Genomic DNA, 22,615 nt, shown 5'->3' with positions numbered 1-22,615 from the left:
CAGAGGTGAATGGTATGGGAGTCGTTGGAAATTGGCTGGAAAGTCTCGATTTTGAGTATAAAATTTCCGATGGATGTGTCCGTGGTAAGAGCAAAAAAGCTACTTGCACAACATGTGTTGATAGTTGTCCGGAAACAGGAGCGATTGTTATCTCGGATAGAATTCCATACATTCAACCTGACCTCTGTAAGGAATGCGGAGATTGTATAGCTGCCTGTCCGGTGCATGCAATTGAAGGAGTCTTTCCAAAACGGCATGTCAAAGCAGGCAAACTACTTGCGTATAATGGTTCCAAACCTTCTGTCTCTGAATTATTGATCCATTCATCAAAAGGGATTCAGTCAATCCTGCCTCAAGAGCCCCTTGATGAAGTGTGGTTAGAAAGAATACAAGCAGCCAATAATCTGCTTTTGGATATGGAAAAAAATAAAATAGAACTTCTTCCTATAAAAAGCATTAATTTAGAGGAGGAGACGGTATCTCGTCGTGAGTTGTTTACGATGTGGGGGAAAGGAAGCAAGAAGCTTGCAAAGGACGTAACTCCTGCCAGCTGGCGTTTTAATCACAAAAAGTTAGAGCTTGCTCCTTATTATCCAGACTTCCAGTTTAACCAAGTAGAAATTAATAGTGATACATGCACACTCTGCAGAACCTGCGAGAGGCTATGTCCGAAACAATGCTTCGAATTAAATGAGGCTGGATTTAGAATTTCTTCACAGGCCTGTTCATCGTGTATGCTTTGTGTCGATAGCTGTCCGGAGCAGGCAATATCAGTCAAAGAAAGGGTATCTAAAGCTACGACCATGAACATAGAGATTTATCAACATACCTGCTCTGTCTGTAAAAAGCCTTTCAAAACTCTTCATAGAGATGAGGAGAAATGCTCTGTCTGCTCACGCATAAAAGAAGGGTATCTCAGCAGCAGGACTTGTTAAAAATTCATTGGAAACAAAAAGAAAAAACCCTTGCATTTGCAAGGGTTTTTAAGGATGGAGAATAGGGGGATCGAACCCCTGACCTCAACGCTGCCAGAGGAAATCCATTAGTTAAACTGAGTTAAATAAGTTAAATTAAGATCAATTAAGTCTTGATTTATAAGGGTTTGTGGACTGTGGTAAACAATTTAAGTTAATCTAGTTCAATTAAATAAAATAAGTCTGTGCACTGTTTCGTGCACTATTTTAAAAGCGTGTGGTCAAAAAAGGTCAGTTAAGTAAACACTTAACTGGCTTTTTAAATGAAGGAAACGAAATCTATCTCTCTTGTAACTGAAAAATAGCCCAGTAAAGAGTATCGTTTGAGTTAGTTGAATTTTTTTAATGGAAGGATATAACCTCATATATACAACAGGGAGGTTTGGTTTCTAGATGAATAATGAAAGCCTGGGTACTCAGTTAAGGTTAGAACAACTTAAAAGGAATATGTCTCAAGAGCAGGTTTGCGAAGAACTCAATATGACAACCAGGACTCTAGGCAACATAGAAAATGACAAAGGAAATCACCGAGGATCAACTTTAAAAAAGTTAACAGATTTCTATGGCATAGATACTGAAATTCTAAAATAACTCTCCCGTATTGTTGGCTATAATTTTGACTTGTTTAAAGTAAATCGTTTTTATTCCGATATACACTATAGCCACAATCAAGGAGATGGACAGATTGAGTTTAGAATCACTTACAGCAAAGATTAACAAAAACGTAGAAGAAATGGAACTTGCTACCGCGAGGGTTTATATTGAAGAAAATATTTCAATCTTAAATGAGCATAAAAATATGTTAAATAAAAATGCAAGGGAGTTATTGGATTTCATTTTGCAAATGCAGGCTCATGATGGACAGCCATTGACTAGGAAGGATTTGGCTATCATTAATGCAATTAATACATACGCAAATAAGTTCGACGTTAGAGGAATAAAAATGATTGTAAAGGACCATCCTAACTTACTGATTAGAAAAGATACACCAGCTTATCTTAATGCAGATGCAAGAATTATCCTAGAAGGCATGAAAGCAATCTAAGAAAGTCAATTTACCGAAAAAGCCCCTCTCGTTTGAGAAGGGTTTTTTCATACTTAACAAAACAAGCTCATGGTCCGTCAAAAGTTACCAATAAAATCTAAAATCATCTTCATATTCTCTAAACATGAAGGTTTGTCGCTCTTGTTTCGAAATGTGTTCCCTTTGTCTACAAATGCTGCAAACTGACTAATCTAATCTCCATTATATTATTTGAGTGGTGGCTGGGTGTTGAATTACTCGAATCAACCCCCTGTTACCGTGATTCAATAAAGGACACGCCATAAATAAAAGGTAGCGTATGATTCCCAGTTTTTCCATGGAACCGATATTTCTAAGATCTCATCTTTCGTTGGCTTTCGATCCATATTACGTAATATTTTTATCGAATTAATTAGACCCACATCTTCGATTGGAAAAGCTGTCTGGAACCTAAGGCAGCGCATTAGAACATAATTGGCTGTCCAAGGACCGATTCCTCGTATTTTAATTAAGTTTCTTTCAGCATCTTTAAAGTTCATTTTCAGTAATTTTTCCCTCGATAATTCTCCACTGGCCATTAATCGGGCAACCCCAATAATATATTCACTTTTTTTTACCGTCATTTTAATATCTGCTAGGTCGGCAGGTGTTAACTGTGCAATTCGCTCGTACGATGGGAATACCCAATACTTTTTACCATTCCAGTCGATTGAATCGCCAAATCCTTCTACAAATTGCTTCTTTAAAGAGTACGCGAAGGCTAAGTTAATTTGTTGCCCCAAAACTCCCCAACATAAAGCTTCAAATAAATCGGGAATGCCGATAACACGCAATCCAAAGAATTTTCGGGCAGGGATTTTAAGTAATGGGTCTGCTTTTGCCATTTCATAAAATGGCTCTAAATCGTTATCGAGATCAAACCATACATGAATATATTTTACAATCTCTTCCCGTTTCCACTTTTCAATAGGCCTGGAATCATTTAGGAATTGAACAAGCATTTGTTTATTATTGATTGCGCTGACCTGAACTAGGGACCGAATTTCCCCAATGGCTATAACTTTTGTGATTATATCGTTCTCTATTTCATACATGCATTCATTTTTTTTCCTTGTCAGATAGCCTAGGTTAGCATTCATGTCGAAATGTTCAGGTAGTGTAATTACAATAACATCATTGAATTCATGCCAAGTCATTTTCTTCATTCTCCTCATCTTATTACGATTGTCTATACCATTACAAAATAATTATAGGAAAACTCACATTTACTTTATCACATAATAATCTTTACTAATTTTGTTATCTTGCTATTACATTCAAAACACCTTATTTTTTTCTATTTTTGAGGTTATAGTGTTAGTTATAAAGAATGCTGAATAGGGGTGTATAAACTTGATCTGAGATATAAAATCACGTGTCGAAAACTTAAATTGGGATTCAATCCAAAATGAATTAGATGAGCAAGGATTTGCAAAGCTTCCTGCGATTTTAACAAAAGAGGAATGTCAATTCTTCATAGAATTGTATTGTGAGGAAGAGTCATACAGAACGACAATCAATATGACCAGATATCGTTTTGGGAGTGGGGAGTACAAATATTTTTCCTATCCACTACCTGAAATCATCCAAAGTTTAAGAGAGTCATTTTATCGGAAATTATCCAAAACAGCCAATCGATGGTTGGGTTATTTAAAGAAAACAGAACAGTTTCCGGATCATCTTCAAGATTTCTTGAACATCTGTGAAGAATACGAACAAACTAGACCGACACCTTTAATATTAAAGTATGAAACAGGCGGGTTTAATTGTTTGCATCAGGATTTATATGGCGACATATCTTTCCCGTTTCAAGTAGTATTTTTATTAAATCAGCGAGATAAAGACTTTTGCGGTGGAGAATCTCTATTAGTGGAACAAATACCCCGTGCTCAAAGCAGGGGGCATGTAATTACTTTAGAACAAGGCAGTGCGCTAATTTTTCCTACTAACCATAGACCTGTTCTAGGTAAAAAAGGATATTACAAAAATACAGTTCGTCACGGAGTAAGCACAGTAACTTCTGGAGAACGATACGGTCTTGGAATCATTTTTCATGATTCAAAATAAAAGTTAACTTCAATAGTTTGCTATTTCATTCCTTGAATTGTACCTTCTGAAGTTTATAAGGATTATATTATAAGGAGAGATGAGATAAATGCCGGATAGTATGGATAACGGACATAAAGAGAGCCATGATCATAGAATTTTTAATGATACAGATATGATAACAGATGTAAAGTGGCAAGCAATTATAAATAATGATCCAGCTTACAATAATGAATTTTTTTACGCTGTAAAGTCGACAGGAATATTCTGTAAACCATCCTGTAAATCACGCGTTCCGAAAAAAGAAAATGTATGCATTTTTCCAAACGCAGAACAAGCTCTCCGCGCAAATTTTCGCCCATGTAAACGTTGCAAGCCCACTAATGAATATCTGCCTGATACCGAGTGGGTTGATTTTATTACTGAATATATTGATAAAAATTTCTCAGAAAAATTAACTCTAGAATCGTTAGCAAATATTTGCCATGGGAGTCCGTATCATATGCATCGAACATTTAAAAAAATTAAAGGCATTACTCCGGTTGAGTATATACAACAAGTTAGAGTAAACGCGGCTAAAAAGTATTTGGTCCAGACAAATAAAGCGATTGGAGATATCGCCGCATATGTGGGTATGGCTAACGCGCCTTATTTTATTACTTTATTTAAAAAGAAAACTGGACAGACACCAGCACTATTTCGTCAAGTGAATAAAATGGAGGGAAAGTACAATGGAAACAAAGATTAAACCAACCCTTTATTGGTCTTTACTAAAGTTTCAAGGTTGGAATTTTTATATTGCTTCAACTTCAAAGGGGCTTGTGTTTGTAGGTTCACAGAACAACCCATTCGAGGAATTGTTCGAATGGGCTAAGAAATGCTTTCCAGGAAGTCCTCTTGTTGAAGATGATGAAAAGCTTGAACCTTATATCCTTGGAATCACTCAGTATCTAGAAGGAAAGCGGAATACCTTTACTGTTCCATTTGAGTACGTAGGTACGCAATTTCAGCTAGCAGTCTGGAATGCACTTTGTGACATTCCTTATGGGAAGACTAAATCCTATTCCGACATTGCAAATGATATAAAGAAACCGACAGCTGTTCGTGCTGTAGGTACGGCTATTGCGGCTAATCCAGTATTAATTGCTGTACCGTGCCATCGTGTAATAGGAAAGAATGGCTCATTAACTGGCTATCGGGGCGGATTAGAAATGAAGACACTGCTCCTGGATCTGGAAAAGCGAGCTTCATCTAGCACTGAGTAATTATTTTATTTGATACAGATTTGCCTCTTTTTGCATTAGAGGTCCTGGAAAGGGGGATTTGTATTAAGATGGAGATATCGAATCAAACTTGAAAAAGTAAAAAAACTTGTTTTACGTGTGCAAGTGTTTTAAACAAACTGCATTGTAGAAGCATTCTGTGCTGGTTTGTACAACAGGGGAGATTAGGATTTTTGTTTTTTATGGAGTTGAGACACCTTTTAGTTGAACTCCTTATTAAACGAAGAGGCAGTATAGGTGTAGAGAAATAAATTGAGTGATTAGATTATACTCACATCATTAACTAACATATCCATAAAAAAGCTGCCTAACAAAGGCAGCTAAAGGATGTTTTATAGATTTATTACAAACTCAGTGAAATTTATTGATATCATTACAATTACAAAGGTTAGTTAGATAAACATATTTACAAAGATCGCTGTAATAAAGCTTGCCATTGTACCGGCGATAATAGCTTTAAAGCTCAGAGATGCAATTAGTTTTTTCCTTGAAGGAGCCAAGGAACCAAGGCCTACAATTAATTGTCCGATAGATGACAGGTTTGCGAAGTTACATAATGCAACAGATAAAATCGCAACTGTTTGAGGAGTTAGTTGATCTTGAAATTTGAGCAGGTCCTGGAAAGCAATAAGTTCATTGGCTGCAAGCTTTGTCCCGATAATGGAGGCAGCTTTGAAAGCATCTTCAACAGGAATCCCGACAAGTAATGCAAAAGGAAAGAATACATAACCAAATATTGTAGCTAAATCCATTCCGATGATGCCTAGAATGCCGTCTGTAAGTGCCAATAGACTGATAAAGGCAATAAGCAAACCACCAATATTAGCGGCAAGCTTTACTCCACTTACAGCTCCTTCCGAAATAGCTTCAAAAATATTTGAGTGTTCTGCCTGTACCATTTTGACATCTTCCGCCGTTTCAGATTGTTCTGTTTCAGGTTCCATGATTTTGGACATGACTATAGCGACAAAAGGGACAGAGAAAACAGATATCAATAAATATTTAATATCAATACCCATTTGAGCATATGACAAAAGAATCGCACCACTTGCTGAAGCTGTACCTCCGACCATAACCGTAAACAATTCCGAACGTGTCAGTTTTGCCAGATAAGGCTTAATTAGTAACGGGGCTTCTGCCACTCCCAACATCGTGTTAGCAACTGTATTAAAAGATTCAACACGGGTGGTACCAAACACTTTACCAACAACCCAACCGAGTCCACGTACAACAATAGGGATGATTCTTAAATAATACAGAACTGAGACCAAAGCAGAGATAAAAATGATAACAGATAACACCTGAATCGCAAAAACAAATCCTACATTTGTTCCTTCCGCAAAAAATCCACCAAATAAGAATTCAATGCCTGCTTGGCTATAGTTCATTACGTTTTGCACGCCTTCTGCAGTATTTGTAAGAACCCAGCGACCAAGGGGAACATTGAGCATAAAATAAACGAAAATCCCTTCTAACGCCACACCTACAATAATCGTACGCCATTTGATTGACTTTTTATTTTTACTTAAAAGCCAAGCCAAAAACAGCAATCCTACTAGGGATAGTAAACCATATATAATATTCACCATTTAACCTCCTTAAATTTGCTTCATAGACTACCCTAATTATTGTCAGATGTCTGACTTCTTGTTATGGAAATAAAAAAGGTGCATTCCCTCAATCTATAAAGAAAGAAGAGAATGCACCAGGGTAAACGTATCCCGTGTCGCGCTCTAACTTTCCTTATAGTCCGGCATTTTACGGCTGCCGGGTAGAGACTTATGGACCATATTTCCATAGTTATATAAGGATCATATGAAGTTGATTTTTGAATTCTAACAGAGGTCTTTCGAATAAACAAGAGATTAGTATAAAGTAATATAATACTGAATTTTTCAAACATCAGTTTATTTAATATATCACTCCAATTAAAAGTAAATAAATACATTATCTTTTAACGTTAAAAGCCGGAGGGGCAAGATCTCTGCGGGGAACCTTGCCCTTGAGAAAATAATCCGTTCTAGAGGTCGAATTACTATGTCTCAGGATTATGATTGCCGATTTTCGAGGCAAATATCCTAAGAACCAAACTGGTCATTTTTTGTGTGTCGTTAAATCCAAGACGCTTAACTGGCTTTTTATGTTAAATCTATTTTTAGATTAGAATTGGGAGGACTAAAGAGGAATTATTGCGGATATATCGAATAGGAAAAAAATAATACATTTATGAAGGAAGGTGTAAATTATTCCAATCCCTACTAAAAACGATTTTATTCAAGCTATCCAGAAATCAAAAAAGTTCAAAAAAAACGAACTGGAGTATTATTTAAATTTTATCTTCTGAGTTACACATAGAAAATCAGTCCATAACCCTGGTTCAAAGGATGGTTTCATGCTGTGACGCTGTGTTGAATTCAATGGAAAAACATAAGGTGAAGAGATACTCACAAAGCGACCTAAAGGCGCAGAGCCTCACTAAAAGTTAGATATTATCTATAAGATACAATATTAATCAAACTTGGTAGAATTCTGTGATAAATCTTTGTTTGAACCCAATTATTGAAAATTTGTCCTTATACTTTGGTGTACATTTATTCAAGGAGGATTAGTGCGCAATCGTTGAAGAAATAATTGAAAGAAGTATAGCGTTTTTTTTGAAGGATGGACCTTGTGCGCACTTCAAGCTGACACTTAGTAGAAGAAGGTTTAATAGAGATGGTTATTTTACGATTAAAGAAATTAAGGGCAAAATCGATAAAAATGGATATCCGGCAATTAAAAAGAAATCAGTTTCGTACTCTAATAAATTGTAATTTTGTTTAGCTAAAAGGTATTTTGAAAAGATTTATCTATTTATTAAGTAAAAAAATTTTAGTGAGGTATAAGATGAACAAAGAAATTGAGTATATTGGCAGGAAGTTTAAAGAACTAAGTGGAGATACTTTTAAAAAAATCAAAACGCAAATAGGTGAAGAAAATTTTAATAATCCTATATTTACCAAAATGGATTTTTCTAGGATTTCAGAGAAAAACTTATTTATTCATTTAGGGCAGTTTTTAATTAATCCGAATGAAACACACAAAAATAACTTAATAGCCTATGTAGAATCCTTTGGCCTGAAATTAATCAAATCTAAAGCCTCCCTGGATCAATCAATCAATTTTGTTTATCTGACTCGTTGCTCAATAATGGATTTGCTTGAACAAGAATTGCTGCAAAATAGGATTTCCATAAGCAGCTTTTTTGAAGTGCTTAAAATAATTGAATACTCCTACCAGCTTATTTCCAAAACGCTTTTGAATATCTACAATGAGGAATTGTTGTTCATTAAGCTTGCTTTAGATGAGTCTAAAGAGGATTTAAAAATGACACTAAGAGAGCTGGCGGATTTAGAGAGAGTCTTAAATGAAGCAACCATTTTTGCTATTACAGATCGTGAAGATAAAATTTTGCATGCAAATGACAATTTTTGCGATTTATATAAGTATACCAGGGAAGAATTGCTCGGGAAAAAACATGATGTATACTCTTCTAACTTTCATCCTCCTTCATTTTTTCATGAAATATGGGAGACGATACAAGGGGGAGAGGTTTGGAAAGGGGATATTCTAAATCAAGCGAAGGATGGGACGCAATATTGGTTAGATACAACCATCGTTCCCTTTGTAGATTCAAATGGAGAGCGTTATAAACATATTTCAATTCAATATGACATAACTGAAAAAAGAAAAACTGAAGAAACATTGCTTAAAACTGAGAAACTTGCAATGATTGGACAATTGGCAGCTGGCTTCGCCCACGAAATACGCAATCCGTTAACAACCATTCGGGGATTTGTACAGCTTCTGTCTGCTAATGAGATTGAGCCAAATTATGCAAGCACGATCCTTGATGAAATTGATCGTATCAATCTAATTGTCAGTGAATTCATGGTCTTTGCAAAACCTCACCAGATTTACTTCAGTGATTGTAATATAAAAAGTATTGTAACCAGTGTTGTTAAGTTTATCGAGCCCGAAGCAATCATGAAAAATGTGAAAATTAAATACCATTTCCCGGCAGAAGATGTAGTGATTTATGGGGAAAAAAATCAATTGCAACAAGTATTTTTAAATATAATTAAAAATTCCATTGAGGCAATGCCTACTGGTGGCAAAATAGACATTATGATCGAAAGGACAGACCAAAATATATCTATCACAATAAAGGATAACGGTATAGGGATGGAATCCGATCAGGTTAAAAAACTTGGAGAGCCTTTTTTTACAACAAAGCAAGATGGAAATGGCTTAGGGCTTATGGTGAGCTATAAAATTATTCAGAACCATAAAGGGAGCGTCGATGTTAAAAGCAAATCGAATAATGGGACAACTTTTAAAATAACATTCAAAACTCAAATGAATAAAGAAAAAACTTATAGCTCCAATATAACTGAGAATGAATAAGTGAAATTCATTAATCAAAGACTCGAGAAAGTAGAATGCCAATCATAAGGCATTCTTTTTTTATTTCAGAAGTTTAATTATGCGGTTGTCAGATGCTTATTCCTCTATATAAATGACGTGCAAAAGCAGCATGAACATGAAAATGTAGAACACAAGGGGAGGATATAATTGACCTGGTCTGGATTATCCCAATTATTCTGTTAAGTTTATTTAACATAGTAATTATATGTCTTCCATCAGGTCCGGTAGAGTTAGTTTTAAGTAAATTTGAACTGAATTCAACGTTAGATAAAGAAAGCATCATGGTGTTTAACAGCGGTAAAGAAAAGGAAGGCAGTGAAAAAGCTTGAATCGTTCACTCTTTTAACGAAGTAACATTTTTAGAGAAATATCATATTTGGCCGGGGATTGAGGATTTGTATTTTAATCCAGAGAGCAATAAGACTCCAATTATAATCCAAACTCACAGAGGCAAGACGAATGTTATGTTTTGGTTGTATTGTTATAACGATTGCGTTGATGTAGTAAAAATATAAAAATAAAGTAGGTGCATATAGTCTTCGGTCCGATAGCCTTCAGGAGCAAATGTCCGCAAGCTGAGGAGGTTCTAACACTGTAAAGTGAGCAAATCATTGTTTTAATATTTTAATACTGATAAAAGGGTTGAGGGAGTGAATTATATTTCGCTCCCTTAACCCTTTTGTTAACATTTTGCATCTAGTATTTATTTGGAGGGGAAACTAAGAAATATTGATTTTGAGGAGTGAGAGCATGTATATGCAAGGTACAATAATTGCAGGTGAATTTGATTCCTCCATGAATGAATTTTCTTTACAGAAAGTGAAAAGTTTAAATACAGAATCGGTTCTTAAGGAAAACCAGTTAAACAATATATATCATTATTTAAAAAAACATCAGCATGAAGATGATGGGCAAATAATTATCCTTTACGATCAAATGCCTTTACACCTGACACAAAATGAAATTAATGAGTTGATTTGTGATTTGGAGAGAGTAATGTCCATGTACCACCAATGACGGATGCGGCTGCTAATGGTGTGAATAAAAAAGAGGCAGATCCAAATGGATCTGATTCATTTAGATTAAGGATTGGTTGACCAAAGCCCGGCAGTTTTAACGAATACCCTTTGATTTAATTTTAGGCCAGCTACGATTAATTCAGCAAGGTCTTCTGGCTGCATAACATGATCTTCATTACCGCTGACAAGGTTAGTATCAATTGCAAGGTCTGTTACAACCGTACTTGGTGTAAAAGCTGTTACACGGATGTTGTGCTTCCTTACTTCGAGCATAAGTGATTCTGTTAGTCCTAAAACAGCGAATTTAGAAGCACTGTAAGCACTTGTTACAGGAGCACCTTTTTGTCCGGCAGAGGAAGAGATATTGATAATATCACCTGTTTTTCTTTCAATCATGCCGGGAAGTACGGCTCTTGTTGCATTATAAACTCCCATTAAATTCACTTGGATGATTTTCTCCCATTCTTCAGGAGTTAAATCAAGGAAATCGCCAAACTTGGCAACTCCAGCATTGTTAATGAGGATATCAATTGGTTCGTGATCAGCTTTAATATGTTCAACTGCATTAATAACTGATTCGAGATTGGAAACATCTCCTGTTGCTATTGAAACTTTCACATCAAATTGTGCTAGTTCAGCCGCAACCTTTTCAAGGTTAGACATATTCAAGCCAAGCAATCCTAAATTGACCCCTTCTTTTGCTAAGGCGATAGCAGTAGCTCGTCCTATACCTCTGCCTGCACCAGTAATTAAAGCAGTTTTGCCATTTAATGAATTCATTTTTTCACTCCTATGAACAAGGTTTTTACACAAAGTTAAATAGAAAGACCGCAATCTTGCATGGAACAGTTTGCGGTCTCTCATAGACAATCAGCGTTTTATTCTAAATTGGCGTGTCTGCCATACATCTTATTCGAATCTAAGCCCTTTTTCTCCATGAACCTCAGAATGAGAGCGTCGCAGAATAGTAAAAGAGTTTGCTCGAATAATGAGCCCATAGGCTGAATGGTTTTATAATCACCTTCCGATTGATCTTTAGGAGATCCGGGTAATTTAACTGTCATATCTGCCAATTTTCCAATAGTGGAATCAGGGAAAATGGTTAAAGCTGCAACAGTTCCACCTAAGCTTTTTGCTTTCTCAGCCATGGAGACCAGGCTTTTTGTTTCACCTGAACCAGAGGCGAAGATGATCAGGTCACCTTCCTCAAAGTTAGGGGTCACCGTTTCGCCTGGGACATAAGCATCTATGCCCATATGCATCATTCGCATCGCAAATGACTTGGCCATAAATCCAGATCTACCTGCGCCAGCTATAAACACTTTCTTTGCTTCAAGAATCCCATTGACTAATTTCTCAGCTTCTTCATTCGAAATGAGATCAGTTGTTCTGATCAACTCTTTTAAGATCTTAGCTAAATATTGTGTCGTATGCATGCTCGAAATTACCCTTGTTTGATCATTTCTTGCATTTTTGCTGCTGCAGCTTTTTTATCAGCTTGACCTGTAATACCGCCGCCAACAATGACAAGATCTGGATTTACTTTAATGACTTCTGGAAGTGTTTCTAATTTAATGCCGCCTGCGATTGCAGTTTTTGCATTTTTTACAACACTTTTAATGGTTTGCAAATCTTCGAAAGAGTTTTTACCTACTGCTTGAAGATCGTAGCCAGTGTGGACACAAATATAGTCTACACCCATTGCATCGACTTCTTTAGCTCGAGCAGCCAGATCTTTAACAGCGATCATATCAACAAGGATTTTTTTGCCTTGTTTTTTCGCTTCTTCTACAGCACCTTGAATAGACATATCTTCGGCTGTGGCTAGAATCGTAATAATATCAGCACCTGCTTCAGAGGCTTTCATCACTTCATAACCAGCAGCGTCCATGATTTTCAGGTCTGCTAATACCTTTAAATTAGGGAATGCTTCTTTTACTGCCTTTACTGCATGGAGACCCTCGTTGATTACGACTGGGGTACCGATTTCTACGATATCGATATGCTCCTCCACTTCTTTCACCAATTCAATGGCTTCTGGAATATTGACTAAATCTAAAGCTAATTGTAATTCCATATATGTTCACTCCTATTAATTTTATTCGGATTTTTCGTGCAGTTATACTGTCTCCAAAATTAAATAGATCCTCTTCAGGAATATTATCCTTTTGGAGTATTATCTGTACCAGCAACCAGGATCGATGATGTTCCTAATCGCTGAACAATTGCAAGTATACAACCTATAACATTTTAGTGGAAGTACGCACTTTTATTTTACATAGTGCTAAAAAGTATACTATGGGGTATAATAACGATTGAGGTGAGTGAAATGTCACGAATGCAGGATAAGATCTTTAACTGTGAGAAGGAATTGACGCTATCAGTTATCGGTGGAAAGTGGAAAATGCTTATTTTATGGCATCTAGGGAAAGAAGGAACCAAGCGATTTGGTGAATTGAAGGCTCTCATGCCAGGAATCACGCAAAGGATGCTTGTGAACCAATTGCGTGAACTGGAAGAAGACTTGATAGTAGAGCGGAAAGTTTACCCGGTTGTTCCTCCAAAAGTGGAATACTCCCTTACTGAACAGGGGAGAAGCTTGATGCCGATTCTTGATGCTATGTATAAATGGGGTAAAAACTATATGGAGACTGTAGGGTTAAACCCTAAGAAAGAGTCAATTAATTAAAACTTGACTATATAAATCGAGGTAAATAGCACCACAATATAGAAAGGGGCAATGTGAAATAGCATTGCCTCTTTTTCTTGACAAAACATATCTTTTAAATTGTAAATGCCAATGGTAATGACATACTTTTATTAAACTATGACTAGTTGTTAATTTATTTTTTCTTTTTCAAGCATATCCTTAACTACATCCTCGATGGTTACATTTCCTAAGACCTTTTCCATCGCTAATTGTGCGGCAGACAATATAGGAATGATCGTATTTTGAATGTTTCTTCCTACAGGACATTTAGGATTTGGACTTTCATGAACATTAAACAACTCATTGTCCTGTACTACATTAACTGCCTTATATACATCTAACAGAGTTATGTCAGATAAATTCCTTGCAAGTTTAGTTCCCGGAATACCAGGATGTACCTCTACTAACCCTGCTTTCTTTAGCATTCCAATAATTTTTCTTATAAGTGCTGGATTTGTGTTTACACTTTCTGCCAAATATTCAGATGAACTTACACCTTCTTTATTAAACTCTATAAGAGATAATATATGAACGCCTACAGCGAATCGGCTGCTAATGGACATTTATTCATCACCTTTCTTGCATTTTCATAAGGATAAAACTTTAATTGTAATAAAATTGGTTACACTGTTTATATTATACCTTAAAAAATTATCATTTATAGTTATTGACAAAATCTCGAGTTGTAATTATTATGGTTACATGTAATAGAGATGGTTACAGTTAATCGAATTGGATGTAACTGAAGGATGGAACGAAAACATTTAATTGGGAGGAATGGAAGATGAAATTGTTAGTAACTGGAGCTACAGGGAAATTGGGTACCAAAATTGTTGATGAATTGTTGAAAACTGTACCAGCTAATCAACTTGCAGTTAGTGTTCGTAATCCGGAGAAGGCAGAAGGAATAAAAACTCGAGGAGTAGAAGTTCGCCAGGGAGATTTTGACCGTCCAGAAACTTTAGATATAGCTTTTAAAGGAATCGATCGCTTATTGATTATTTCTGCGGATGGAGACAATGAAACAAGAATTCGTCAGCACACAAATGCGGTTGCTGCAGCAGAGCGTGCCGGTGTTAAATTTATTGCATATACTAGCATTGCAAACGCACAGGAAAGTAAAAACATGCTTGCGCCAACACATAAGGCAACAGAAGAAGCTATTTTGAAAACAGGAATTCCTTATTCTTTCTTACGTAACAATTGGTACTTGGAGAATGAAAGTTCAAGCATTCAAGGTGTACTGGCAGGAGCCCCATGGGTGACTTCTGCAGGAACCGGAAAGGTTGGATGGGCATTACAACAGGATTATGCAGAGGCTGCAGCGGCAGTATTAGCTGGTAACGGGCACGAAAACACTATTTATGAGCTCTCTGGCAAGTTATTCACACAGGAGGAGTTTGCCTCTGCACTTGGCGCTGTATTGGGTAAGGAAATACCAGTACAACAGGTTGATGATGCTTCTTATGCTGAGATAATGAAGGGTGCTGGCGTTCCAGAATTCCTCATTCCTTTTCTAGTTGGTATCCAGAAAGATATTCGAGAGGGTACACTTGAAATCGAGAGCAGCGATTTTGAAAAACTACTAGGTCGTCCTGCTGCACCACTTAGCGAAGGGTTATCTCAAATCGTTCAAAGTATCCAATAAAGTGTATTTTGGGATTTTATTTTAAATCCGTTAATAAAGATTGCCTTTTAATAAACAAATAAACAACATAATGCAGAAAATAAGTAATAGGTCTGGTTTTTGAGTAAAAAAAATAAAAAGCACCCAAAGAAGCAGTCTAATTCGCAACTGAATTGGTCTGCTTCTTTGGGTTAATGAGAAATTTTGAATAGTAATGGTATATTAGGCGACCAACCTATTAATGTTTATAGGAGATAATAATAAATCGTGAGACTGACTATAAAAAATTAGCTTACTAAATTGCCATGGTACAATTTTTAGGCTTTTTTGCATCAGCATTATCTTATATATTTCTTAGAAAATATCAGCCTTGAAGAATAGGGAATGGTTCGAATTTCCGAACAATCAACTCCATCATCTTTTCGTAAAGGAAAATTTGTTACAAAACATGCACTAGAAAAAATATAAATCATATATAGGTGATATCCCGTTTTAAATGGTTGAGGAGGATATCATGAAATCTATGCTGCCTAGTGAAAAATATTTCGGTAATTTAGAACTGGTTCATACATTTTATGGGGCTATGCCTACAGGTGTTAGTGTTTCGGAAACGGGTCGTATTTTTATTTGTTTTCCGAAATGGGGAGATGATGTTAAATTTACGGTTGCGGAAATTGTTGAGGGTCAATTGCAGCCGTATCCTAACTTTCAAACCAATTTGGCTAACCCCGCAAATATCAGAATGACTTTCATCAGTGTCCAAAGTGTGGTTGCGGATGGCAGGGGAACGCTTTGGGTATTGGATACAGCGGCACCCAATTTTTCTGAACCCATAAAAGGTGGGGCAAAATTAGTCGCTGTCGATTTAAAAACCAATACAATTAGAAGAGTATATACCTTTACAGAAGATGTGGTCCTGCCAACAACTTATCTGAATGATGTCCGATTTGATTTTCGTGTTGGAAACGCAGGTTATGCATATATAACGGATTCATCTTCCAAAGGACCCGGAGCTATTATCGTTGTAGATTTAGAAACTGGAAACGCGTTTAGACGGTTAAATGGGGCAAATTCAACTTCACCCGATCCTTATATTTTACCGAAAGTAGAAGGAGAAATTTTGAAGAACCGAAACAAAGATGGTTCCACCTCTCCATTTAGATTGGCGTCTGACGGTATTGCGATTTCTCCAGATGGAAAGGTTTTGTTTTTTTGTCCACTTACAAGCCGTCATCTATACTCGATTCCAACAGAAGTCCTGAGAGACAGAAATATACCGGACATGGATTTACCTTATCATGTGGTGTACTGGGGAGAAAAAGGGGCGTCTGATGGAATGATCACTGATGCAAAAGGAGCCATTTATGCCGGAGACTATGAAAACAACAGTATTCGAAAGATATGGCCAAATGGCACAATGGAAACCATCGCACATGACCCGAGAATCTTATGGCCGGATACTTTTTCGATTGGGCCGGATCAATACTTATATGTCATTGTGAACCAATTACATCGGCAGGCAAGATTTCATTATGGGAAAGACCTGCGACAAAAACCTTATAGTTTACTTCGTATAAAAATTGGTGAATTTCCTGCTCCTACCATTTGATCATAAAAATAATTTCAAATTTATAATTGTAATTTGGTCAAGAAAGGGAAGACTCTTTGAGTTTTTGTGGGAACAGTTTAGGTGTAATTCTAAACTGTTCCTATTTTATTTTTATAGAGTGGGTAAGTTCAATGCTGTATCGATATTATTTAAATCCAAACTGATTTGTTCGTTTGTATCCCAAGCATGATACCATCCTTTTTCTTCCATATATAAGGAAATTTGTTCATGCATATCTAGTGCTTCTGTTAAATGGCGAGTGAGAATTTCTTTAATTTCGGGCGTTCCTGATTCTGTAACAGCCATGGCATAATTTCTTACTCCACTCTTAGCTGCAATCAATAAATCCATTGCAACCACTTGATCAGATAGTGCGTCCATGCCAGTGAAAGTTTCAATGATTGGATTCATGTTCGTTCACCTCCTAATTTACTGCTTAGCATTGGAAAGGATAGAAGCATATTCTTGTAATTGTATCGTAGATAAATCAATGTCTTGCTGCATAATATCTCTTAATCGCTGATCTGTAACTAATGCTTTCATCGTTTTGGACTTAGTAAGACAATTGGTCTTAAATGCCGCCATCTCATGGACCTCAAGAACTTCATGCAAGGCGTAGTTCATTTTTCATACCTCCTTCCTTAAGGTTTCAACACGACTTTAATACATTCATCCATTTTTGTATCAAAAATTTCATAGCCATGTTTTGCTTCACTAAGAGGAAGGACATGACTTACGACATCGCCTGGGTCAATCTTGCCAGTTGTTACCAGTTCGAACATGTATGGCATATAGTGGATGACAGGGGCTTGGCCGGAGCGGATATTGATATTCCGCTGCATAATATCTCCAAATGGGAAACCGTTATATCTGCCGCCGTAAACGCCTGTAACTTGGATTGTCCCGCCTTTACGCACTGCTTGTGAAGCCATAATAAATGGACTTAACGCTCCCCCTTGAAGCTTCATTCCGCTCGCAAGGAACTCCATATCAGTCATTTTGCCGTCCATACCAACGGCATCAATGACAACATCAGCGCCGCCTTTGGTAATTTCTTTAAGATAACTTCCCACATTCTCATGGTCCTCAAAGTTAACAATTTCAACTTTGTTGGTACGTTTGGCGTGCTGTAGGCGATAATTGACATAGTCTACAGCAATGACACGCTTTGCTCCTTTTAACCAACAAAATTTTTGAGCAAAAAGGCCAACCGGACCGCAGCCAAATACAATAACAGTATCTCCGGCCTTTACGCCTGCATTGTCAACACTCCAAAAACCGGTAGTCATCGCATCGGCAATAACTGTTAACTTTTCATCTGGTTCTTCACAAGTCTCAGGGATTTTGAAATGAGTAAAGTTGGCAAAGGGCACTCTTAAATATTCGGCTTGCCCACCGGGATAGCCACCCGTCGTACCAGAATATCCGAAATAGGCACCCATATCACCATTATCATTAGAATTATCACATTGGCTTTCCAAATGGTTTTTACAATAAATGCATTCCCCGCAGGCAATGTTAAAAGGAATAATAACACGATCCCCTTTTTTTACTTTCGTAACATTTGGTCCCACCTCTTCAACAATTCCCATCGGTTCATGACCGATAATATAGTCTTCTTGCATATTTGGAATCATTCCATGAATTAAATGTAAATCAGACCCACATATAGCTGTACTCGTAACTTTAATAATCATGTCATCTGGTTTTTCAATCTTTGGATCTGGGACGTCTTTGACTACAACATTTTTAATACCTTGATACGTTACTGCCTTCATTGGTTACAGCCTCCAGTGTTAGTGATCATCAGGTGTCCGGTCAAACATACCTTTTCTATTGGTCTCAACAGGAAAAAGATTCATTTTTCCAATCATCAATGTATTGTTAGCAGAGAGTTGATCTAGTTTATACTGTTCACTTAGTTCGTATGGATGGAACCATTTTTTATTAATCATTAGTTCTGAAATTTCTTGGTGCATGGCAATCCCTTGCATTAACTGTTTTCGTAAGAGGGCTCTAAGATCAGGTGATGCGGTCTCCGTTAATGCGACAGCGATATTGCGGACACCTTCTTTGGCACGAAGGAGTAAATCCATCGCAAATGTGGTATCTGCTAGCTCTGGTACGTGTAGCGAGTTTATAGGGTCTAAATAGTCATTATTCAATGAATTTGCCTCCTTTTCAATTTACTATTGGTGTTGGCCGGTTTTGAGGAACAGGAGCTTCAAAAGGTGCACGTTGATAAATTGCCTGTAATTCTTTTAGCGCTTGCATGGATTGTTCAACATCTTTTTTCATTAAATTTCTCAAATCCTGATCAAAAACCAATCCTTGCATTAGTTTTGATTTGGCTAAGCAAAGGGTTTTAAAATTTATAACTTCATGTAAATCCAATGACTCATGATCGGCTAATTTTTGATTATCCATTTCTGATTACCCTCCTGATTTGTTAATACAATCAAATTGTATTGTTCCAAAAGTAGGAGGAAAACATTCTTTAATGTTTTTTAAAAATTGGTAAATTAGCTTAAATGGTTGGAACATTTATGCATTGTGTTGACTGAGGATGATTGTTGGGACGGTTTTTTCTTTTATTTTAAAAAATGTACAACTAGAAAAATCTGGTTGAACATAAAATAAGAAAGGAAGAAGAAATGCCTTATCCTTTTTACTCTCTTGTGATTAAGAACCCCAATCTTAAGAAAAATCGTATTTATTATTGAAGATACTTCTTATAACAGCTATTGAAAATCTGACCAATAAAAAGGAAAAAGAAAGCGAATAGAAAGTGGTTTTCCAATTCCACCCCTTTTTATACTTAACAAGCTGTGTATTTTTTTCTAGCCATAGCTCAGTAATAGTCATCGGTACACTGAAATACAGAACTTTTAAAAGGCACTGAAGGATACGAGAATCCTTAGTCAGTTGATTATAAAAGACACAAGAAATTGGGAAAAGTATGTAATCAAAAATAAAACTTGTTTTAACTCGTTTTGGAAATATGGTGGGATATTTAACATAACCTTTATTTACAACTAGTTGATCGACCAATGATGCATAATAACTTTTTATAAAGAAAACAAGGAGCCAGTCCTTTGCAAGTGGTTTTTTAATTAAGTAAATAAAGGAACTAATACCAAAGAAATAAAGCAATTTTATAATTTTCGCCCCATGTTTAGCACTTCCATAAGATAGGTTATCTCTTATACTGGTGGTTATACTTAGGACCTTCGAGGGGATTAGTTAAGTAAACAATGTAGAGAAAGGGGGGTTAATCAGTGATTAATAAAAAAAGCGATGAAATCATCGCCATCTTTAAGCATCTTTATTTTGAACGTTCCTTATGATAAATATAATCTACCCGTTCCTTAGTTTTCATAAGTAGTGAAGCCAAAATTGCAGTGTAGATTGATGTTAAAAGCATTGCAATCATTCCTATACCAAACAAATTATTATTATTACCATACATTAGTACCACCACCTTCTTCTTTTAATGTTGCAACAATATTTTGCTCTTGAACCTTATTTTTATTCAAAAGAATCAAGGGATTTTTGCATTTTGGTTGTGATGTCTATCACTCCTTTGATTCAACCAAACGGAAAGACTAAGCACCTTTTTTATCGAACTTCTTATTATACGAACGGAGCAGGTTAGTTCAATAAATTGGAAGGAAAAAGGGATATAAAAAGGGAATTACTTAATAAATCATACTAAATAAAGGAGAGGTAGTTTATGAGTAATTCATTTATTGAACAAGTACATTATATTAGAATTCCGGTAAAAAACTTGGAGCAGTCTGCACAATGGTATAGAGATATACTAGGGCTTCAATTATTAACAATTACTGAGGATCCATTTGCCATTATAAAAGTTAATGAGGGACCATTTTTACTTATCTTAGTTCCTACTGAAGATGATACATTTGCACATTTCACAATTGGTAATGTCCCAGCCTTTAGCATTGGTTTTACAAGTCCAGAACTATCTAAGTTTCATACACACCTTATTGAAAAGGGTGTTAAGGTTGAGGATATAAAAGAGGATAATGGACATGCCTATTTCAATTTTTTTGATTTAAATGGCAATAAACTTCAGGTGCACTGGTAAGGAATATATATAAAGGTAATATTCGGTGGAAGGTCACTCTTATACTAAAAGGGCATTTTTTTTAGAATGCTTTTTTTAAGTAAAGGGGCAGTTTAGTTGATTAACGGTTACTAAAACAGTATAAAATACTTACTTTAAGGCAGGAAGTAAGTATTTTTTTGTTGAATAATTAAATTTAGTATATTTTGGAATTTTGGAGGGGGCAGAAAAATGGATGAGCAATTACTAAGGATAGGCACAACTTATATACCAGTGACTAAGGTAGACCTTTCTACTGATTGGTATGTAAATAAGCTAGGAGCAGAGTTAAGCTACAAAGATCAAGACAAAGCTATTTTAAACTTTGCCAATCAAAGTATTTTTCTTGTAAAATCTAATGAAAATCAAAGCTCCAATTTCATTGATATTTACGGTAATGAGCGTTTTTCGTTAACATTCGAAGTTAATGGATTAAATGCCTTGGAAGCAATACATAAAAGATTCAGGCAAAGTGAAATTAGAGTTGGAGAGATTGAAAACAGAGGACACTCAGGAAGAAATTTCGTTTTTTATGATTTAGATGGTAATAAATTTGATGTATGGAGTGAACTAAGTCCAATCTTTAAAGAAAAATATCTCAATTCCAAATAGATAATTTAATGAGAAGGCGATGTTTTAATAAGGCATAGCCTCCTCTTTGTTCCATAACGGGAACGTTTGTGAGTTGAAGATCCACCAGGGATCGGCAGCTCTTTTTTCTTATCGATTAAAGGGGAAGATTAGTCAAATAAATTAACCTAAAAACACTTGACCTTAAACTTACTTTAACCTTTAGAATGAAATTGGTAGAACATACCGAATCAGAAATTAGAAAGTAGGGGTGCGACAGATGACATTCCGTTGGGATGGCGGTTTTATTATGGTATCATGGGATAAATTTGAAGAGGGAGTGGAATGGTATACCAAGCATATGGGGTGGTCTTGTTTGGACCAGGTAATTACTCCAGTGGGGAAAAAGGCTTTTCTTAAAATGCCAAGATTAGGTGTTGTAACTTTAAAATCTTTTGAGTCTGATATGGAGCATTTTAAAGCTGATAATGACTTTGAAGGCAACATGAGAATAGGTTTCGAGATAACGAACCTCAAGGAAACACTAAACTATTTTGATAGGGAAGGAATTAATGTTACAGAACTGAAAACATTACCTGATGGGCAAGTTAGTTTTGATATTACTGGATTTGAGAACGCTAGGCTTACAGCTGTTTATAATAAAAGTATTGAAGGAGAATTTCTTACATCAAGAATAACAGGATTCAGTGATGTAAATGTAAGAATAGGAGTGCGTGATATCGACAGAGCTATATCTTGGTATAAGGAATACCTTGGAGTGAAATTAGTAAAACAATACAATAAAGATTTTGCTCACCTGCATATTGAAGACGCTTATGATTGGATGCAGCTTTCTGAAGTGTTCTATGATAATATTTGGCTGGAAAAGCTTGAACATGAATATTTTAGAAAGGCTAACCCTGCTGTGAGAAATTATTTTGATATCCGACCAGAAGTATTTAATGATACCTACAACCATTTAAAACTAAAAGGGGTGGAATTGTCTGAAGTTGCAGGTGATCCAAAAAATGGGTGGGCAGGCTTTCATTTTTTTGACTTAGATGGTAACCGTATAAATGTTTGGTCATATCCTTTCTAAGATAAAAGGGGGAAGAGTTTTG

Annotated in this window: 27 protein-coding genes, 1 pseudogene and 1 riboswitch; of the genes and pseudogenes, 15 read left to right on the top strand and 13 right to left on the bottom strand. The window is 36.1% G+C overall.

Annotated features, from left to right (window positions below):
- Window positions 1–14: 14 nt before the first annotated feature.
- The 3 genes from QNH36_RS19410 to QNH36_RS19400 all read left to right on the top strand — a co-directional run bounded on the left by QNH36_RS19410 (window position 15) and on the right by QNH36_RS19400 (window position 2,019).
- On the top strand, window positions 15–935 hold the full coding sequence (locus QNH36_RS19410) for a 4Fe-4S dicluster domain-containing protein (RefSeq protein ID WP_251544237.1): 921 nt from the start codon (window positions 15–17) through the stop codon (window positions 933–935).
- Window positions 936–1,367: 432 nt separating this feature from the next.
- The gene (locus tag QNH36_RS19405) at window positions 1,368–1,565 is read left to right on the top strand and encodes a helix-turn-helix domain-containing protein (protein ID WP_283903993.1); all 198 of its coding nucleotides are present in this window, start codon (window positions 1,368–1,370) and stop codon (window positions 1,563–1,565) included.
- Between the two features lie 94 nt (window positions 1,566–1,659).
- Entirely contained in the window at window positions 1,660–2,019 is a 360-nt protein-coding gene (locus QNH36_RS19400; RefSeq protein ID WP_283903992.1) for a hypothetical protein, read from the top strand.
- A 263-nt stretch (window positions 2,020–2,282) separates the two neighbouring features.
- On the opposite strand, the gene QNH36_RS19395 is transcribed toward QNH36_RS19400, so the two are convergent.
- A complete protein-coding gene (locus tag QNH36_RS19395; RefSeq protein WP_283903991.1) occupies window positions 2,283–3,194 on the bottom strand; it encodes a DNA-3-methyladenine glycosylase 2 in 912 nt (303 codons plus the stop codon).
- A 208-nt stretch (window positions 3,195–3,402) separates the two neighbouring features.
- Between QNH36_RS19395 and QNH36_RS19390 the strand changes: the two genes are divergently transcribed.
- The 3 genes from QNH36_RS19390 (at window position 3,403) to adaB (ending at window position 5,348) form a co-directional block, all read left to right on the top strand.
- Entirely contained in the window at window positions 3,403–4,104 is a 702-nt protein-coding gene (locus tag QNH36_RS19390) for a 2OG-Fe(II) oxygenase (protein ID WP_283905441.1), read from the top strand.
- Between the two features lie 88 nt (window positions 4,105–4,192).
- Window positions 4,193–4,831 carry a bifunctional transcriptional activator/DNA repair enzyme AdaA gene (locus QNH36_RS19385; RefSeq protein WP_283903990.1) on the top strand — a complete coding sequence of 213 codons (639 nt, stop codon included), beginning with the start codon at window positions 4,193–4,195 and terminating at the stop codon, window positions 4,829–4,831.
- On the top strand, window positions 4,815–5,348 hold the full coding sequence (gene adaB / locus QNH36_RS19380; RefSeq protein ID WP_283903989.1) for a methylated-DNA--[protein]-cysteine S-methyltransferase: 534 nt from the start codon (window positions 4,815–4,817) through the stop codon (window positions 5,346–5,348). The genes QNH36_RS19385 and adaB overlap by 17 nt, the downstream gene beginning before the upstream one ends.
- Window positions 5,349–5,758: 410 nt before the next feature.
- On the opposite strand, the gene QNH36_RS19375 is transcribed toward adaB, so the two are convergent.
- Window positions 5,759–6,955: a NupC/NupG family nucleoside CNT transporter gene (locus tag QNH36_RS19375; RefSeq protein WP_283903988.1), complete on the bottom strand. Its 1,197-nt coding sequence runs from the start codon at window positions 6,953–6,955 to the stop codon at window positions 5,759–5,761.
- Between the two features lie 137 nt (window positions 6,956–7,092).
- Window positions 7,093–7,194, bottom strand: a riboswitch (purine riboswitch).
- Window positions 7,195–8,252: 1,058 nt separating this feature from the next.
- Here QNH36_RS19375 and QNH36_RS19370 point away from each other — a divergent pair.
- The 3 genes and pseudogenes from QNH36_RS19370 (at window position 8,253) to QNH36_RS19365 (ending at window position 10,850) form a co-directional block, all read left to right on the top strand.
- Entirely contained in the window at window positions 8,253–9,812 is a 1,560-nt protein-coding gene (locus tag QNH36_RS19370) for an ATP-binding protein (protein WP_283903987.1), read from the top strand.
- Window positions 9,813–9,976: 164 nt separating this feature from the next.
- Window positions 9,977–10,348: pseudogene (locus QNH36_RS24000) on the top strand (YfmQ family protein).
- A gap of 235 nt (window positions 10,349–10,583) precedes the next feature.
- Window positions 10,584–10,850, top strand: coding sequence for a hypothetical protein (locus QNH36_RS19365; RefSeq protein WP_251618587.1), 267 nt, complete (start codon window positions 10,584–10,586; stop codon window positions 10,848–10,850).
- 65 nt (window positions 10,851–10,915) lie between these two features.
- On the opposite strand, the gene QNH36_RS19360 is transcribed toward QNH36_RS19365, so the two are convergent.
- The 3 genes from QNH36_RS19360 to hxlA all read right to left on the bottom strand — a co-directional run bounded on the left by QNH36_RS19360 (window position 10,916) and on the right by hxlA (window position 12,929).
- Window positions 10,916–11,632: a 3-ketoacyl-ACP reductase gene (locus tag QNH36_RS19360; protein ID WP_251618589.1), complete on the bottom strand. Its 717-nt coding sequence runs from the start codon at window positions 11,630–11,632 to the stop codon at window positions 10,916–10,918.
- Window positions 11,633–11,730: 98 nt separating this feature from the next.
- On the bottom strand, window positions 11,731–12,288 hold the full coding sequence (hxlB, locus tag QNH36_RS19355) for a 6-phospho-3-hexuloisomerase (protein WP_144478968.1): 558 nt from the start codon (window positions 12,286–12,288) through the stop codon (window positions 11,731–11,733).
- A gap of 8 nt (window positions 12,289–12,296) precedes the next feature.
- The gene (gene hxlA / locus QNH36_RS19350; RefSeq protein WP_144478970.1) at window positions 12,297–12,929 is read right to left on the bottom strand and encodes a 3-hexulose-6-phosphate synthase; all 633 of its coding nucleotides are present in this window, start codon (window positions 12,927–12,929) and stop codon (window positions 12,297–12,299) included.
- 252 nt (window positions 12,930–13,181) lie between these two features.
- On the opposite strand from hxlA, the gene hxlR reads away from it, so the two are divergent.
- The gene (gene hxlR, locus QNH36_RS19345) at window positions 13,182–13,541 is read left to right on the top strand and encodes a transcriptional activator HxlR (protein WP_144478972.1); all 360 of its coding nucleotides are present in this window, start codon (window positions 13,182–13,184) and stop codon (window positions 13,539–13,541) included.
- A gap of 149 nt (window positions 13,542–13,690) precedes the next feature.
- Here hxlR and QNH36_RS19340 read toward each other — a convergent pair whose 3' ends face one another.
- Window positions 13,691–14,125: an Rrf2 family transcriptional regulator gene (locus QNH36_RS19340; protein ID WP_144478974.1), complete on the bottom strand. Its 435-nt coding sequence runs from the start codon at window positions 14,123–14,125 to the stop codon at window positions 13,691–13,693.
- A 221-nt stretch (window positions 14,126–14,346) separates the two neighbouring features.
- On the opposite strand from QNH36_RS19340, the gene QNH36_RS19335 reads away from it, so the two are divergent.
- Both QNH36_RS19335 and QNH36_RS19330 read left to right on the top strand, forming a co-directional pair.
- Complete coding sequence (locus QNH36_RS19335) at window positions 14,347–15,210, top strand: SDR family oxidoreductase (protein WP_144478976.1); 864 nt, start codon at window positions 14,347–14,349, stop codon at window positions 15,208–15,210.
- Between the two features lie 493 nt (window positions 15,211–15,703).
- Window positions 15,704–16,798, top strand: coding sequence for an L-dopachrome tautomerase-related protein (locus QNH36_RS19330; RefSeq protein WP_144478978.1), 1,095 nt, complete (start codon window positions 15,704–15,706; stop codon window positions 16,796–16,798).
- Between the two features lie 111 nt (window positions 16,799–16,909).
- Here the strand turns inward: QNH36_RS19330 and QNH36_RS19325 are convergent, their stop codons facing one another.
- The 7 genes from QNH36_RS19325 to QNH36_RS19300 form a co-directional block, all read right to left on the bottom strand.
- Complete coding sequence (locus tag QNH36_RS19325) at window positions 16,910–17,209, bottom strand: spore coat protein (RefSeq protein WP_144478980.1); 300 nt, start codon at window positions 17,207–17,209, stop codon at window positions 16,910–16,912.
- Between the two features lie 18 nt (window positions 17,210–17,227).
- Window positions 17,228–17,422 carry a hypothetical protein gene (locus QNH36_RS19320; RefSeq protein WP_144478982.1) on the bottom strand — a complete coding sequence of 65 codons (195 nt, stop codon included), beginning with the start codon at window positions 17,420–17,422 and terminating at the stop codon, window positions 17,228–17,230.
- A 17-nt stretch (window positions 17,423–17,439) separates the two neighbouring features.
- Window positions 17,440–18,576 carry a zinc-dependent alcohol dehydrogenase gene (locus tag QNH36_RS19315; RefSeq protein ID WP_144478984.1) on the bottom strand — a complete coding sequence of 379 codons (1,137 nt, stop codon included), beginning with the start codon at window positions 18,574–18,576 and terminating at the stop codon, window positions 17,440–17,442.
- An 18-nt stretch (window positions 18,577–18,594) separates the two neighbouring features.
- Window positions 18,595–18,963 (bottom strand): spore coat protein, encoded by a 369-nt coding sequence (locus QNH36_RS19310; protein ID WP_144478986.1) that lies wholly within the window; start codon window positions 18,961–18,963, stop codon window positions 18,595–18,597.
- A 16-nt stretch (window positions 18,964–18,979) separates the two neighbouring features.
- Entirely contained in the window at window positions 18,980–19,225 is a 246-nt protein-coding gene (locus QNH36_RS19305) for a spore gernimation protein GerQ (protein WP_144478988.1), read from the bottom strand.
- A 270-nt stretch (window positions 19,226–19,495) separates the two neighbouring features.
- Entirely contained in the window at window positions 19,496–19,951 is a 456-nt protein-coding gene (locus tag QNH36_RS23995) for a CBO0543 family protein (RefSeq protein WP_395883520.1), read from the bottom strand.
- Between the two features lie 172 nt (window positions 19,952–20,123).
- Window positions 20,124–20,267, bottom strand: a complete 144-nt coding sequence (locus QNH36_RS19300; RefSeq protein ID WP_186326814.1) for a hypothetical protein — start codon at window positions 20,265–20,267, stop codon at window positions 20,124–20,126.
- A 264-nt stretch (window positions 20,268–20,531) separates the two neighbouring features.
- Here QNH36_RS19300 and QNH36_RS19295 point away from each other — a divergent pair, with 264 nt between their 5' ends.
- From QNH36_RS19295 to QNH36_RS19285, 3 genes are all read left to right on the top strand, one after another.
- Complete coding sequence (locus QNH36_RS19295) at window positions 20,532–20,906, top strand: VOC family protein (protein WP_144478990.1); 375 nt, start codon at window positions 20,532–20,534, stop codon at window positions 20,904–20,906.
- A 210-nt stretch (window positions 20,907–21,116) separates the two neighbouring features.
- On the top strand, window positions 21,117–21,536 hold the full coding sequence (locus tag QNH36_RS19290) for a VOC family protein (protein ID WP_144478992.1): 420 nt from the start codon (window positions 21,117–21,119) through the stop codon (window positions 21,534–21,536).
- Between the two features lie 238 nt (window positions 21,537–21,774).
- A complete protein-coding gene (locus tag QNH36_RS19285) occupies window positions 21,775–22,593 on the top strand; it encodes a VOC family protein (protein WP_144478994.1) in 819 nt (272 codons plus the stop codon).
- The last annotated feature ends 22 nt before the right edge of the window (window positions 22,594–22,615 follow it).

The organism is Mesobacillus sp. AQ2 (genome assembly GCF_030122805.1).
GTDB classification, from domain to species: domain Bacteria; phylum Bacillota; class Bacilli; order Bacillales; family Cytobacillaceae; genus Mesobacillus; species Mesobacillus oceanisediminis_A.
This window is presented reverse-complemented; position numbering and strand designations above follow the sequence as displayed.

Coding starts and splice junctions, on each gene's coding strand:
- QNH36_RS19410 (WP_251544237.1), top strand. CDS start 15: ATGGGAGTCGTTGGAAATTGGCTGGAAAGTCTCGATTTTGAGTATAAA.
- QNH36_RS19405 (WP_283903993.1), top strand. CDS start 1,368: ATGAATAATGAAAGCCTGGGTACTCAGTTAAGGTTAGAACAACTTAAA.
- QNH36_RS19395 (WP_283903991.1), bottom strand. CDS start 3,194: ATGACTTGGCATGAATTCAATGATGTTATTGTAATTACACTACCTGAA.
- QNH36_RS19385 (WP_283903990.1), top strand. CDS start 4,193: ATGCCGGATAGTATGGATAACGGACATAAAGAGAGCCATGATCATAGA.
- adaB (WP_283903989.1), top strand. CDS start 4,815: ATGGAAACAAAGATTAAACCAACCCTTTATTGGTCTTTACTAAAGTTT.
- QNH36_RS19375 (WP_283903988.1), bottom strand. CDS start 6,955: ATGGTGAATATTATATATGGTTTACTATCCCTAGTAGGATTGCTGTTT.
- QNH36_RS19370 (WP_283903987.1), top strand. CDS start 8,253: ATGAACAAAGAAATTGAGTATATTGGCAGGAAGTTTAAAGAACTAAGT.
- QNH36_RS19365 (WP_251618587.1), top strand. CDS start 10,584: ATGTATATGCAAGGTACAATAATTGCAGGTGAATTTGATTCCTCCATG.
- QNH36_RS19360 (WP_251618589.1), bottom strand. CDS start 11,632: ATGAATTCATTAAATGGCAAAACTGCTTTAATTACTGGTGCAGGCAGA.
- hxlB (WP_144478968.1), bottom strand. CDS start 12,288: ATGCATACGACACAATATTTAGCTAAGATCTTAAAAGAGTTGATCAGA.
- hxlA (WP_144478970.1), bottom strand. CDS start 12,929: ATGGAATTACAATTAGCTTTAGATTTAGTCAATATTCCAGAAGCCATT.
- hxlR (WP_144478972.1), top strand. CDS start 13,182: ATGTCACGAATGCAGGATAAGATCTTTAACTGTGAGAAGGAATTGACG.
- QNH36_RS19340 (WP_144478974.1), bottom strand. CDS start 14,125: ATGTCCATTAGCAGCCGATTCGCTGTAGGCGTTCATATATTATCTCTT.
- QNH36_RS19335 (WP_144478976.1), top strand. CDS start 14,347: ATGAAATTGTTAGTAACTGGAGCTACAGGGAAATTGGGTACCAAAATT.
- QNH36_RS19330 (WP_144478978.1), top strand. CDS start 15,704: ATGAAATCTATGCTGCCTAGTGAAAAATATTTCGGTAATTTAGAACTG.
- QNH36_RS19325 (WP_144478980.1), bottom strand. CDS start 17,209: ATGAATCCAATCATTGAAACTTTCACTGGCATGGACGCACTATCTGAT.
- QNH36_RS19320 (WP_144478982.1), bottom strand. CDS start 17,422: ATGAACTACGCCTTGCATGAAGTTCTTGAGGTCCATGAGATGGCGGCA.
- QNH36_RS19315 (WP_144478984.1), bottom strand. CDS start 18,576: ATGAAGGCAGTAACGTATCAAGGTATTAAAAATGTTGTAGTCAAAGAC.
- QNH36_RS19305 (WP_144478988.1), bottom strand. CDS start 19,225: ATGGATAATCAAAAATTAGCCGATCATGAGTCATTGGATTTACATGAA.
- QNH36_RS19300 (WP_186326814.1), bottom strand. CDS start 20,267: ATGTATGGTAATAATAATAATTTGTTTGGTATAGGAATGATTGCAATG.
- QNH36_RS19295 (WP_144478990.1), top strand. CDS start 20,532: ATGAGTAATTCATTTATTGAACAAGTACATTATATTAGAATTCCGGTA.
- QNH36_RS19290 (WP_144478992.1), top strand. CDS start 21,117: ATGGATGAGCAATTACTAAGGATAGGCACAACTTATATACCAGTGACT.
- QNH36_RS19285 (WP_144478994.1), top strand. CDS start 21,775: ATGACATTCCGTTGGGATGGCGGTTTTATTATGGTATCATGGGATAAA.